This is a genomic window from Methylovorus sp. MM2 (genome assembly GCF_001648895.1).
Lineage (GTDB): Bacteria > Pseudomonadota > Gammaproteobacteria > Burkholderiales > Methylophilaceae > MM1.
This window is the reverse complement of the sequence record NZ_LXUF01000001.1, coordinates 16,202-28,639: the sequence shown is the minus strand read 5'-3', so window position 1 is coordinate 28,639 and position 12,438 is coordinate 16,202. Positions and strand designations below refer to the sequence as shown.

Below are 12,438 nucleotides of genomic sequence, written 5' to 3'. Positions count from 1 at the left end.
TTACTGCTTGGTCTGATTTTAACATAGGGTATTAAGCTCCCCTAGCCACTCAAACCTTTAAGCACGTGCAATTGTCGACGACTCACAGTGACGACCTCAGGTATACCTTTCAACAACGCGACCCATTGATGCTCGCCATCATCTGCCATACGTTTTTCATAACCGAGGATGTTGTTTTGGGCGACCAGACAATTACGGTGTAAGCGTAAGAATAGCTCGCCGAATTCTTGCTCTAGGCTGGTGAGCGAGTCTTCAATCAGGTACTCGCGTTCGGGCGTGCGTAACGTTGTGTATTTGAGTTCTGCGCGCAGGTAGATGACGTCTGCAACCGGCACCAATATCACGCGTCCACGCTCGTGTACGCTAAAGAACACGCGTCTTGGCTGTAATGGCTTAATTGCAGCCAGTTGTGCTGGGCGTAGCGCGTGGGCTTTATTGATCGCTGTTTGTAAGCGTTCTAGGCGAATTGGTTTTAGCAGGTAATCAACGGCATTCATATCAAAAGCTTGCAATGCATAACCATCAAAGGCGGTGGTGAAGATAATCGCTGGCGGTGTCGTTGTCTTCTGCAAGTGTGCTGCTGCTTCAATCCCATCCATCACGGGCATGCGGATATCAAGAAAAACTAGCGCTGCTTGTGTCTCGTTAACGCGCTCCAGCAATTCCTTGCCATTTTTGGCTTCCCCTACAATACGAAGGTTGGGTATATCAGCAAGCAGTTCGCGCAGACGATTACGCGCGGGTGCTTCGTCGTCCGCGATGAGGATATCCAATACCGTATCGTTGCTCATTACAAGCCGCTCTTTTTGTAAGGGATCACCATATGGACTTCATACATATTATCCACAGACTTGCTGGTCAGACTCGCTTCCGCATCGAAATGCAGTGCAAGGCGTTCACGAATGTTATTCAATGCCATCTTGTTGCCGCTATGCTGGCCAGGCTGACTGCTGTACGGGTTATGTAATATCAGGTGTATCTCATCCCGATGGGTATATATCTTGATGGTGATCTCGCCGCCCTCAGGTAGTGGCTCTATACCGTGATAAACGGCGTTTTCTAGCAGCGGCTGTAATACCAATGGAGGCATTAGCGCATCTGGTGGCATGTTGTCGATTTGCCAAACGATATTTAAACGTTCATCTAGTCTTAATTTTTCTAGTGCCAGATATTGGCGGCTTAATCCTATCTCTTTGGCGAGTGGTACCAAGTCACGGTTATCTGCCATCAATACGCGAAAAAGGTCTGCCATATCCTCAAGCGCTGCTTCTGCGCGTGCGGGTTGACTGCGAATAAGAGACAGCACAGCATTGATACTGTTGAATAGAAAGTGCGGACGTATTCTAGCCTGCAAGGCCTGCAAACGGGCTTCTGCAATCGCCGGAGTGAGTGCCCGCTGACGCAGGTTGAAATAGTAAAATAAGATGCCGCTGACAATTACAGTTAAGAACCAGATGCGATTTATCGATGGCATACCATCAATATGCATGACGATATAGCCAATGTAATAGATGCCGCTTGTCGCAAGTAGTATCAATATCATGGCAGCCGATACTGACCAGCGATAACTCACTTTTGCCAATACGGGGTGAGTAACATAAAGCAGCAATAGACTTAATAAGAGTGTTGGCTGAATAAAGGCCAGTAGCTTGGTCAATATGGTGAAGGTCTCTGTAGCATTGTCTGCCTGAAAGACGGCTGCGATAACAACCATCATGTTCACAATGACCAGCATGCGCAGGCATATCCCCAGATTGCGGAAATCCGGTAACCGGACACACTGCCGGAAAGTAGGCTGTCCAATAGAGGTTGGTTCGCTCAACTGATTAGAAAAGCCGGTGTTTTGCTTTATACTTGCCATATAACCTTATTATTCTTAACCATATTCAAGCATGCAAGAACAATCACCTAAAATCAATTCATTAGATGCAAAAGATAAAGCCTGGTCAGGCCGTTTTAATGAGCCCGTCGCCGAGCTGGTCAAACGTTATACCGCTTCAGTCGATTTCGATAAACGTTTGGCTGAGTTTGATATTCAAGGTTCGATAGCGCATGCGCGCATGCTGGGTAAGCAAGATATCATCAGTAAAGAAGATGTCACGGCCATCGAAAAAGGTCTGAATGAAATACGCCAAGAGATTCGTAGCGGTACATTTGAATGGTTGCTTGATCTGGAAGATGTGCACCTCAATATTGAAAAGCGCTTGACCGACAAGATCGGTGACGCAGGTAAGCGATTGCACACTGGTCGTTCACGCAACGATCAAGTGGCTACCGATGTGCGGCTTTGGCTGCGTAGCGTTGTAGATGATGTGATTGCAGGTATTCGTAAATTACAGGGTTCGATTTTGGAGCTTGCAGAGCAGCATGTCGATACCGTCATGCCCGGCTTTACGCATTTGCAAGTCGCACAGCCCGTTACTTTTGGTCATCACCTGCTCGCCTATTTTGAGATGCTGCAACGGGACGCCGAGCGTTTTGCTGATGCACGTAAACGTATCAACCGCCTGCCTCTAGGCGCTGCCGCACTGGCTGGTACCAGCTACCCGATTGATCGTGAGTTTGTCGCTAAAGAGCTGGGTTTTGATGAGGTATGTCGAAATTCGCTGGATGCGGTATCTGATCGTGATTTCGCTATTGAATTCACAGCTGCCGCCGCCTTGGTCATGACGCATCTTTCCCGTTTTTCTGAAGAGCTTATCCTTTGGTCATCACCACGCTTTGGGTTTATCGATATTGCGGATCGTTTCTGTACCGGTTCCAGCATCATGCCGCAGAAAAAGAATCCTGATGTACCAGAGCTAGTGCGTGGCAAAACAGGGCGAGTCAACGGCCACCTTGTTGCATTGCTGACGTTGATGAAAGGCCAGCCGCTGGCATACAACAAAGATAACCAAGAGGACAAAGAGCCTCTTTTCGATACTGCCGATACTTTACTAGTCACGCTCGAGATCTATGCTGACATGCTGCGTGGCATCAAGGTAGATAAAACCAATATGCGTAATGCGGCAATGGAAGGTTTTGCTACAGCCACTGATTTAGCAGATTACCTTGTTAAAAAAGGCACGCCTTTCCGTGATGCACATGAAGCAGTTGCTTTGGCTGTTCGATATGCGGTGCAACAGAATTGTGATCTCGCAGATTTGCCATTGCAAGAGCTGCAAAAATTCAGTGCGCAGATTTCAGATGATGTATTTGGGGTATTAACGCTTGAAGGCTCACTTGCTAGCCGAAACCATATCGGTGGTACAGCACCAGCACAGGTTAAAAAAGCGATTGCCTACGCCAAACAACAGCTTAAATAATGAAGTATTGGCCTGTTAGGTTTAGGTCACACTCATTTCTTAAACTACAGCCTAAATAATTTCTCCAAAAAATAACTGTATTTTAGGGATTTTGATAGCTTTAATAGAACCAACCTCTTCAGCGTAACCTACTGCGAAAAGAATAGCTGGCTTAGTTAACTCGTGATTCCCAGTGTGATTTGACGGGTAACATGCTAGCTAATTCAGGATGCCAACTCATCAACTCTGACGAATTATTATACAATTTTGGCTGTAAATATAAGTAGTTAGGTTTTTTATAGTCATAGCAAAAGCTGCTATTTGCTTGTTTATTTGCAATGTATCCACCAGCTACGATGTTTACTTTATAGATAGGCCTAAAACTTGCTCAATAGCTTTTGTTAATTAAAAAAGTCGTTTTATCGTGCCTGAAGCTTATTTTCTAGATACTTTTTATGATATTCCATTGGTGGTGATATCACTGCTCGTGGCTATTCTTGCCTCATATACTGCCTTGGATATGGCGGGTCGTATTAGTACCGCAACTGGACGAGCCGCAGATTGGTGGTTGTTGGGTGGTGCATTTGCGATGGGTACCGGTATATGGTCCATGCACTTCGTGGGTATGCTGGCCTTTAGCCTGCCTATTCCTTTAGGTTATGACATCTATATCACCTTATTGTCATTGCTCATTGCAGTTTGTGTTTCATGGTTTGCCTTGTGGCAAGTCAGCCAGCCGATTCTTCCGATTAAAAGACTGATCGCTGGTGCGCTGGTGATGGGGACTGGTATCGCGACCATGCACTACACGGGCATGGCTGCGATGCGTATGCAGCCTGCAATTGTGTATGAGCCGTGGTTATTTTCAGTCTCATTATTGATTGCGATTGCGGCTTCAGGTGCCGCGCTTTGGATTGCTTTTCACCTACGCAAGCACACTCCCCGTGTGATGGAGGCGCGTCTAGCTGCTGCAATCGTCATGGGTATAGCGATTGTGGGGATGCATTACACCGGCATGGCGGCGGCACAGTTTCCCATTGGTAGCATATGTACGGTAGCTGTGCAGGGTGCCAATATGGACTCATTGGCGATCATGGTGGTAATTGCTACGGTGGCCATTTTGGTTATCGCATTGCTGACTTCGATACTGGATGCGCGGCTTGAATCTCGTACTGCGCTACTTGCGCAATCATTGGCGGATGCAAACTACGAATTGCTGCAACAGAGTTTGCATGATGCTCTGACTAAATTACCTAATCGCGCATTATTGGAAGACCGAGTACATCAGGCGATACAGAAAGCCGAGCGAGGTCATGGCAGCTTCGTATTGATGTTCATGGATATTGATGGATTCAAGGCGATCAATGATTCACTAGGGCATCATGTTGGGGATTTATTGTTAATCGAAATGGCCGAGCGCGTTAGCCATTCATTACGGGCGCAAGATACGATAGCGCGTCTGGGTGGCGATGAGTTCGTTGTGCTGGTCGAACCAGCCGTGCCTGAAGACGCTGCTACGATTGCCGACAAGATCAATCAAACAATTAAACAACCTTTCCATGTTGATAAACATGATCTCCGTGTATCTGCCAGTATCGGTATAGCTATCTATCCACAGGATGGCATCAATTATCGTGATCTTGCAATGAATGCTGATGCTGCTATGTATCACACCAAGCGTGCAGGACGAGATGGATACCATTTTTTCGAGACATCGATGAATATCAATGCCCAGAATCAGTTGCAATGGTTACAAGATTTACGAGTAGCCTTGGAACGTAAAGAGTTCAGGCTGTTTTACCAGCCGAAATTCGATGCTATTGATAGCCATATGATTGGGGTCGAAGCACTTTTGCGTTGGGAGCACCCTGAGCGCGGTATGGTGGCGCCAGACCAGTTTATCCCGATGGCAGAGAAATCTGGCTTGATCATCGCGATTGGTGAATGGGTATTGATAGAAGCTTGTCGTCAGATGCGTATTTGGTATGACGCTGGGCATGTTGATTGGAAAGTAGCGGTCAATCTTTCAGCCTTGCAATTTAGCCATGAGTATTTGATCGATGCCGTGAAAAATGCCTTAGCACAATTCAACTTGCCTGCAAGTAGTCTAATGCTTGAGATTACTGAGTCGACTGCTATGCAGGATGTGAATAATACGCAAGATATACTCCAGCGCATCACTGAGTTGGGGGTGGATATCTCGATTGATGATTTTGGTACGGGTTACTCTAGTTTGCTTTACTTAAAACGCTTCCCTGCGAGTGAGCTCAAAATAGATCGAGCATTTATTAGTAATCTGGAGGGTGGTGCAGATGATGCTGCCATCGTATCGGCGATCATCGCGCTAGGGCATACATTAAACTTACGTATCGTAGCTGAAGGTGTTGAGACGGAAATTCAGCAAGAGTTCTTGCGTCAATTGGGTTGTGATACTTTGCAAGGGTTCTTGTTGGGGCGCCCTGTACCTGCTGATAAAGTGACCGGTGTACGGTTGGTAGATAGCTCTGTGCCGAAAGAACTAATCCATAAAAAGCTGTAAAAGCTCATTTAAAAAGCGTTGCCCGAGTAGCGTGGGAGCAATATGGGTTGGCGTTCTTGAGATCAAGCCTTTTTGTTCGGCCTTACGCAAAGCTGCTTCAATAGAGATTAATGATTTACCAGTTGTGGCGCTGAATTGTGTGATATCGAATCCCTCGGTAAGTCGTAACGCATTCATCATGAATTCAAATCCGAAATCTTCTTTTTCAAGTATGCGTTCACTATCGATATGCGTATTATCTACTGTGCCTTTCATGTAGGCATTGGGTTGTTTGGTGCGCGATTGGCGCATGATATGGTCATGAAAGCTGAGCTTGCTATGCGCACCAGCGCCAATACCTAAATAGTCACCGAAGAGCCAATAATTGAGGTTGTGACGGCAACGCTTACCATGTTTGGCAAAAGCAGAGGTTTCGTAATGCTCATAACCATGTTTGCCGAGCAGGTTTTCTATTGATTCCTGCATCTCGGCACTGCTGTCATCGTCTGGCAGTACAGGAGGCTTATGGTAAAAGGGCGTATTCGGCTCGAGTGTTAAGTGATAAGCGGAGATATGCGTTGGCCCAAGATCAATGGCTGTTTGAATATCATTGAGGGCTTCTTCCATCGTTTGTTCTGGTAATCCGTACATCAGGTCTAGATTGACGTTGCCGAAGATGTCGATGGCATGCTTTGCGGCGTTCCGTGCTTCTTTTGCATCGTGAATGCGGCCTAAAGATTTTAAGTGTTTTTCATTAAAGCTTTGTATGCCCAGTGAGAGACGATTGACGCCAGCGGTTTTGAATCCGGCAAAACGTTCTGCTTCAAATGTGCCCGGGTTGGCTTCTAGCGTGATCTCAGCATCGTATTCCAATTGCACCAGCGCACGCACATTGCTCAATATACGATCAATGGCTTCAGCACTAAAAAGGCTGGGGGTGCCGCCGCCAAAGAAGATGCTGCGTACCTTACGTCCCCAGATATTCGGGGTGGCCTGCTCAAGGTCTGCGATCAATGCATCGACGTAAGCGGTCTCTGGAATCGGGTTGCGTGATTCATGAGAGTTGAAATCGCAATAAGGGCATTTACGCACACACCAGGGGATGTGGATATATAAGCTGAGTGGCGGTGGGTTACGTAATCCCGTGAGCGTTATCTCACCCGCTAAAGGGCGAGTATCACTAACAGGGATGATAGGAATCATGAAATGTATCGCTTAAACGATGGTTAAGCTTAGTCGAGCTTATTGTATGGATTGATCAGATCGTCGACGAGTTTATGCAAGGCTTCACGCATCTGGTTCTCACCGACTTCCATCAGCAAGCCATCTTCCAGTGCATCCTGTGCGATTTGTTTAAGCTCGTCAAAATTCTCAGTCATGACTTTGACTTTTTCGGTGCACGAGACCACGCTGCCGTCGTCGCGCAACCATTTGGGCCAATTGTTCTTGGTGCTCGTCATTAATCCAAGTGTTCCAGTTTTTGTAATAGTTTACTCATCGCCTGTCCGCGGTGGCTGATGCGGTTCTTTATCTCAGGCGCCAACTCGGCAGCCGCTTTTCCAGTTTTATCATCAAGAAATAATGGGTCGTAGCCAAATCCGCCATCACCTTGAGGTACAGTTAAGATCTCGCCTTGCCAGATACCTTCTACAATGATTGGCTGCGGGTCATTGGCATGGCGCACCAGCACGATGACGCAGTAATAGTGTGCTTGACGGTTGTTCTTGCCATTTAGTTCTTGCAGCAGCTTTTCATTATTGCGCGCATCGGATTTCGGCTCGCCGGCAAAGCGCGCCGAAAATACGCCGGGCGCGCCATTCAGTGCATCGACACAGATACCGGAATCGTCTGCTAACGCTGGCAAGCCGGTATGCTCGCTGGCATGACGTGCTTTTGCCAAAGCATTCTCAATGAATGTAACGTACGGCTCTTCAGCTTCAGGCACATTAAAGTGTGATTGTGATAATACTTCGATATTCAGTGGCTGTAGTAAATGTGCTATCTCTCGCAGTTTTCCCGCGTTACCACTCGCAATCACTAGTTTTTTCAATGCTTGGGTCACTTAATTAAAGGCCTAATACAGATTTTTGCTTGATCGATAATTCTTTAATACCGCTATTCGCCAATGCGAGCATGCTGCTCATCTCTTCTGCATTAAACGGCTCACCTTCGGCCGTGCCTTGAATTTCCACAAAACCGCCGTTGCCCGTCATTACCACATTCATATCGGTATCGCAGTCCGAATCTTCAATATAATCCAGATCAAGTACAGGCGTGCCTTTGTAAACGCCTACGGAGATCGCTGCGACTGAATCTTTTAGTGGCGATTCTGCAATTAGTCCTTTTTCGAGTAATCCACTGATCGCATCATGCAGTGCTACGTAAGCACCTGTGATGCTGGCTGTTCGGGTGCCGCCATCGGCTTGAATGACATCGCAGTCGATCTGAATGCTGCGTTCACCCAGCTTCTGTAAATCGATAATCGCGCGCAAGCTGCGCCCAATGAGCCGCTGTATCTCTTGTGTACGGCCGGACTGTTTGCCTTTTGCCGCTTCGCGATCCATGCGGCTACCGGTCGAGCGCGGTAGCATGCCGTATTCTGCGGTTACCCAGCCTTGGTTCTTGCCGCGCAAGAAACCGGGCACTTTTTCATCGACACTGGCTGTGCAAAGTACATGGGTATCACCAAACTTCACTAACACAGAGCCTTCAGCGTGTTTGGTGTAATGGCGGATGATCTCAACAGAACGAAGTTGATCTGGTTTGCGATTGCTTGGGCGCATGGCGATTCCTGAATGCTTAAAACTGGATTATAAGCCAACCACGCGTTGCTATCAGCCTGCTATTTTGTAATTAGTTGCCAGTTTTGTGGATGGCGTTCTGGATATCGCTGATAGCGCGCTCGATTTCGTCATCGGTTAGATCCGGCTCGTCAAAGCCAGCATCATTACGAATCGTCTGCTGATAAGTCACCGGATTCATGATGGTCGTTGTCGCGCCTAGCGGCATGGTCATGGTGGAAACCGACAATTTATCATCCGGTTTGTTACCCCACTCAAGCGCAATGGCGCTCATATTGTCGCCTTCTTTGCCAGCAGCTGTTTCTGCAGACTCGAGCATTTTAGGGACTGATACATTGACGGGATTGTTCTGTAGCGTCTGGTTGATCTCATCATCACTGATCGCCGACCATAGGCCATCAGTGCAAAGCAGGAGCGTATCGCCATCTTTCAGCTTGTGTTTGATGGTCAGCTCAATATCCGGCACCTTATCCCCGCCGACACAGTTATAGATCTTGTGGCGTTGCGGGTGGATCAGCATGGATTGGGTATCCAGCTGGCCTTTGCGGTAGAGCATTTGCACTACGGAATGATCTTCGGTTCTGTAAATGATCTTTTTATTTCGGAAATGATAAAGTCGTGAATCGCCTACGTGGGCGGCATATAAATAATCGTGCTGAATGATGGCCGCTACAATCGTGGTGCGGGGTGATTCAAGCAGTCCGCGCTTTTCTCGGATATTGTCGATGGTTTTATGGATGTCCAGAATATTCTGATGTAAAAAATCTGCTGGATTCTTCATGCTCTCAGATTGCAACTGGAAATTCTCTACTAGCACTTTCACTGCTAGCTGTGCAGCGACCTCGCCATGCCTGTGCCCGCCCATGCCGTCGGCGATGACCAGCAATATCGCATCCTTGCTGTATGAATAGGCGAGCCTATCCTGATTATAAGGACGTGGTCCTTGCCTGCTCCCCTGATACACAGAAAATTTCATAATGGTTTATTCAAGTAGGTCTTAAGTTTATTAAAAAAGCCATACCTTTTATCGTGAGATGCTAAATCCTCTCTTAGCGCTTTTTGTAATGCAAATACGCTTTGTGGTCGATCAAAGTGATTCAACGCCATGCAACTATCAATGATATCCAATAGCTTATCTGAATAGATACCCTTGCCGATTTTTTTTGCAGGGATATGCTTATCTTCCTTGACACGTAGATCTGCTGCCATGGGGGCGGCACGCATCATACAGGCGTAGATACTGGCACCTACACTGTATATGTCGCTCCATGGCCCTAGCAGTTTTCTGTCGGTATATTGTTCTGGTGAGGCGAAGCCAGGCGTATAACTAGGCGGTAAATAGGTCTGGTTATCTGAAAGCGTATGACGTGCCGAACCAAAATCCAGCAATACAGGTGAACCATCCAGCCTGATATAGATATTTGAAGGCTTGATATCAAGATGCAATAGTTTGTGGGTATGTACTTCGCGTAATCCATTGAGTAACTCGCTGAATATACTGCGTGCCGAGTGTTCACTGATTGGTGTGTGGCGATCTAATATGATTTCTTGCAGGGATTTGCCGCGCTCGTACTGCATGACCATGTACACGGTCTCATTCTCGCGGAAGAAGTTAAGCACGCGCACGATATTGTGGTGATTGATGTTAGCGAGGGCACGACCCTCTTCAAAGAAACATTTCATGCCATGTTTAAAGCTGGCAGCAGCTTCGGGTGAATTAATGTTTACAATCGCGCCTTCTGTGCGTAGAGCTAAGGCTGTCGGTAGATATTCTTTGATAGCAACGGTCTGGCTGTTCTTATCATGTGCGACGTATACAAAGCTAAAACCACCAGCGCTTAAGACCTTTTTGATTTCATAGTCTTGTAGTTGGTGTCCGGCTGGTAATGCGTGATTGTGAGAGGCTTCTATCTTTGCCGAGTTGTACATCTTCATCATTGACCGTAAGTGCCTGTCTATTTTGGCATGATTTGTGCCGAATTTGGTACCATAGGTCAAATTTAACATGGAATTAACTAAATGATTTTTAGCATGACCGGATTTTCTGCAATAGAGCACGAAATACCGGCTGGTTTACTATTGATAGAGCTTCGCTCAGTCAATCACCGATATCTCGAATTACAAATGAAGCTGGATGATAAAGTCCGTAGCTTTGAACCACTGGCGCGTGAGCTGATTACGGCTAAACTGGGGCGTGGCAAGGTCGAATGCAGGATGAGTCTGATCCCTTTGGCCAATAGCGCTAAACAGACTGAGCTTGATCCTCTGGTATTGCAACAATTGGCTCAGATGACAACTACTGTACAGGCGCACTTCCCCGAGAGCCGCGCTTTGAGTGTGGCTGACATCCTGCGCTGGCCAGGTGTCATCGTGAATGAAAATACTGTAGATGGGGATCTGGAAGCTTCTGTACGTGAAGGTTTGGGCAAAGTGCTTGAAGATATGAGCGCATCCCGCTCACGAGAAGGCGCCAAACTGAAAGCGATCATTCTTGAACGCCTGACAGAGATGGAACGCTTAGTTGCGCAGGTCAAACCTTTATTACCACAACAGGTGAAGGCTTATCAGGAAAGGCTGACTGCCAAGCTGCAAGATAGCATCAAAGGCATTGACGATGACCGTATCAGACAAGAACTGGTGATCTTCGCTCAACGTATCGACGTAGATGAAGAGCTAACGCGCCTAACCGCCCACATTGAAGAAGTGAAGCGCATTCTCGATGCCGATGCAGCGGCGGGTAAGCGTTTGGATTTCCTCATGCAGGAATTGAACCGTGAAGCAAATACGCTAGGCTCGAAATCAGTTTCTACAGAAGTCTCGCAAGTTTCAATGGGGCTTAAGATACTGATTGAGCAAATGCGCGAGCAGATACAGAATATTGAATAGTTAAAGGCAAAGTATATTTAAATGATATCAGGCAATCTTTTTATTATTACTGCGGCTTCAGGCGCAGGTAAAACCAGCTTGGTGCGCGAACTGCTGGCCGCAGATCCGCAGATCAAGCTATCTGTCTCGTATACGACCCGCAAACCAAGGCCGGGTGAGGTCGATGCTGAACACTATCACTTTGTAGATGAGGCGACATTTCTGGAAATGTTGGGCGAAGGCGATTTTCTGGAAAGCGCAGAAGTGCATGGCGCACGCTATGGAACTTCGCAAACCAGAGTGGATAGTGTATTGAAGCAAGGCAATGACCTGATACTGGAAATCGACTGGCAGGGTGCTGAGCAAGTGCGCAGGCTTTACCCACAGGCGATTAGCATCTTCATATTGCCACCCTCTATCGAAGCGCTTGAGCAGCGCTTACATGATCGTGGTCAGGATAGCAAAGAAGTGATCGCCAAGCGGCTAGCTGTCGCAAGGGATGAGATGAGCCATGTGGCAGAGTTTGACTATGTTACAATCAATGACGTTTTTGAAGTGGCACTCGACGATTTGCGCGCAATCATCCGCGCGCAACGACTGAAGTTGCAGGCACAGACAGAACGACATCAAGCGCTTATCAATGCGCTCATTTAATTATTAGGTTTTTCGGGAGAAAGTCTCATGGCACGTATTACAGTCGATGATTGTTTGGAAAAAATCCCTAACCGTTTCCAGTTAACTTTAGTAGCGGCATATCGCTCACGTCAGTTGGCGAATGGTTCTGAACCATTGGTAAATACACATGGTCAGAAAGACAAGCCGACCGTATTGGCGCTGCGCGAGATCGCATCTGGCAAGGTCGGATTGGAAGTACTGAATCGTGGACATGCATAAGCTGTAAGTTCACCGCCAAAGCTACCTATTTCATGGGTCGCTCTGGCTGGGTATTTTTGTTGTTTTTTCGACTAGA

General features: G+C 47.1%; 13 protein-coding genes. 5 read left to right on the top strand and 8 right to left on the bottom strand.

Annotated features, from left to right (window positions below; all coding sequences use genetic code 11):
- Window positions 1-41: 41 nt before the first annotated feature.
- Window positions 42-791, bottom strand: coding sequence for a LytTR family DNA-binding domain-containing protein (locus A7981_RS00145; RefSeq protein WP_067262321.1), 750 nt, complete (start codon window positions 789-791; stop codon window positions 42-44).
- Window positions 791-1,861, bottom strand: a complete 1,071-nt coding sequence (locus A7981_RS00140) for a sensor histidine kinase (RefSeq protein WP_067262318.1) — start codon at window positions 1,859-1,861, stop codon at window positions 791-793. Before A7981_RS00140 ends, A7981_RS00145 begins: the two co-directional genes overlap by 1 nt.
- A gap of 31 nt (window positions 1,862-1,892) precedes the next feature.
- On the opposite strand from A7981_RS00140, the gene argH reads away from it, so the two are divergent.
- Both argH and A7981_RS00130 read left to right on the top strand, forming a co-directional pair.
- Entirely contained in the window at window positions 1,893-3,305 is a 1,413-nt protein-coding gene (gene argH / locus A7981_RS00135) for an argininosuccinate lyase (protein ID WP_067262316.1), read from the top strand.
- A gap of 403 nt (window positions 3,306-3,708) precedes the next feature.
- Window positions 3,709-5,823 (top strand): bifunctional diguanylate cyclase/phosphodiesterase, encoded by a 2,115-nt coding sequence (locus A7981_RS00130; RefSeq protein WP_067262314.1) that lies wholly within the window; start codon window positions 3,709-3,711, stop codon window positions 5,821-5,823.
- Here the strand turns inward: A7981_RS00130 and hemW are convergent.
- From hemW to A7981_RS00100, 6 genes are all read right to left on the bottom strand, one after another.
- Entirely contained in the window at window positions 5,803-7,005 is a 1,203-nt protein-coding gene (hemW, locus tag A7981_RS00125; protein ID WP_067262312.1) for a radical SAM family heme chaperone HemW, read from the bottom strand. The two genes, A7981_RS00130 and hemW, sit on opposite strands and share 21 nt — an antisense overlap.
- Window positions 7,006-7,034: 29 nt before the next feature.
- Complete coding sequence (locus A7981_RS00120; RefSeq protein ID WP_067262310.1) at window positions 7,035-7,262, bottom strand: hypothetical protein; 228 nt, start codon at window positions 7,260-7,262, stop codon at window positions 7,035-7,037.
- Complete coding sequence (gene rdgB, locus A7981_RS00115; protein WP_067266284.1) at window positions 7,262-7,852, bottom strand: RdgB/HAM1 family non-canonical purine NTP pyrophosphatase; 591 nt, start codon at window positions 7,850-7,852, stop codon at window positions 7,262-7,264. The genes A7981_RS00120 and rdgB overlap by 1 nt, the downstream gene beginning before the upstream one ends.
- A gap of 16 nt (window positions 7,853-7,868) precedes the next feature.
- Window positions 7,869-8,585, bottom strand: a complete 717-nt coding sequence (gene rph, locus A7981_RS00110) for a ribonuclease PH (protein ID WP_067262307.1) — start codon at window positions 8,583-8,585, stop codon at window positions 7,869-7,871.
- 70 nt (window positions 8,586-8,655) lie between these two features.
- On the bottom strand, window positions 8,656-9,579 hold the full coding sequence (locus A7981_RS00105) for a PP2C family serine/threonine-protein phosphatase (protein WP_067262306.1): 924 nt from the start codon (window positions 9,577-9,579) through the stop codon (window positions 8,656-8,658).
- A complete protein-coding gene (locus tag A7981_RS00100; RefSeq protein WP_371440348.1) occupies window positions 9,576-10,514 on the bottom strand; it encodes a serine/threonine protein kinase in 939 nt (312 codons plus the stop codon). The genes A7981_RS00105 and A7981_RS00100 overlap by 4 nt, the downstream gene beginning before the upstream one ends.
- A gap of 108 nt (window positions 10,515-10,622) precedes the next feature.
- Between A7981_RS00100 and A7981_RS00095 the strand changes: the two genes are divergently transcribed.
- Genes A7981_RS00095 through rpoZ form a run of 3 tightly spaced genes read left to right on the top strand, consistent with a single transcriptional unit; the run spans window position 10,623 to window position 12,362 of the window.
- Window positions 10,623-11,489, top strand: a complete 867-nt coding sequence (locus tag A7981_RS00095) for a YicC/YloC family endoribonuclease (RefSeq protein ID WP_067262303.1) — start codon at window positions 10,623-10,625, stop codon at window positions 11,487-11,489.
- 21 nt (window positions 11,490-11,510) lie between these two features.
- A complete protein-coding gene (gene gmk / locus A7981_RS00090) occupies window positions 11,511-12,122 on the top strand; it encodes a guanylate kinase (protein ID WP_067262300.1) in 612 nt (203 codons plus the stop codon).
- A 27-nt stretch (window positions 12,123-12,149) separates the two neighbouring features.
- Window positions 12,150-12,362: a DNA-directed RNA polymerase subunit omega gene (gene rpoZ / locus A7981_RS00085; protein ID WP_067262297.1), complete on the top strand. Its 213-nt coding sequence runs from the start codon at window positions 12,150-12,152 to the stop codon at window positions 12,360-12,362.
- Window positions 12,363-12,438: the final 76 nt, after the last annotated feature.

What these genes read in the sequence shown, in the direction of transcription:
- gmk (WP_067262300.1), top strand. Translation starts at nt 11,511, where the DNA reads ATGATATCAGGCAATCTTTTTATTATTACTGCGGCTTCAGGCGCAGGT.
- rpoZ (WP_067262297.1), top strand. Translation starts at nt 12,150, where the DNA reads ATGGCACGTATTACAGTCGATGATTGTTTGGAAAAAATCCCTAACCGT.
- A7981_RS00145 (WP_067262321.1), bottom strand. Translation starts at nt 791, where the DNA reads ATGAGCAACGATACGGTATTGGATATCCTCATCGCGGACGACGAAGCA.
- A7981_RS00140 (WP_067262318.1), bottom strand. Translation starts at nt 1,861, where the DNA reads ATGGCAAGTATAAAGCAAAACACCGGCTTTTCTAATCAGTTGAGCGAA.
- A7981_RS00120 (WP_067262310.1), bottom strand. Translation starts at nt 7,262, where the DNA reads ATGACGAGCACCAAGAACAATTGGCCCAAATGGTTGCGCGACGACGGC.
- rph (WP_067262307.1), bottom strand. Translation starts at nt 8,585, where the DNA reads ATGCGCCCAAGCAATCGCAAACCAGATCAACTTCGTTCTGTTGAGATC.
- A7981_RS00095 (WP_067262303.1), top strand. Translation starts at nt 10,623, where the DNA reads ATGATTTTTAGCATGACCGGATTTTCTGCAATAGAGCACGAAATACCG.
- hemW (WP_067262312.1), bottom strand. Translation starts at nt 7,005, where the DNA reads ATGATTCCTATCATCCCTGTTAGTGATACTCGCCCTTTAGCGGGTGAG.
- A7981_RS00105 (WP_067262306.1), bottom strand. Translation starts at nt 9,579, where the DNA reads ATGAAATTTTCTGTGTATCAGGGGAGCAGGCAAGGACCACGTCCTTAT.
- argH (WP_067262316.1), top strand. Translation starts at nt 1,893, where the DNA reads ATGCAAGAACAATCACCTAAAATCAATTCATTAGATGCAAAAGATAAA.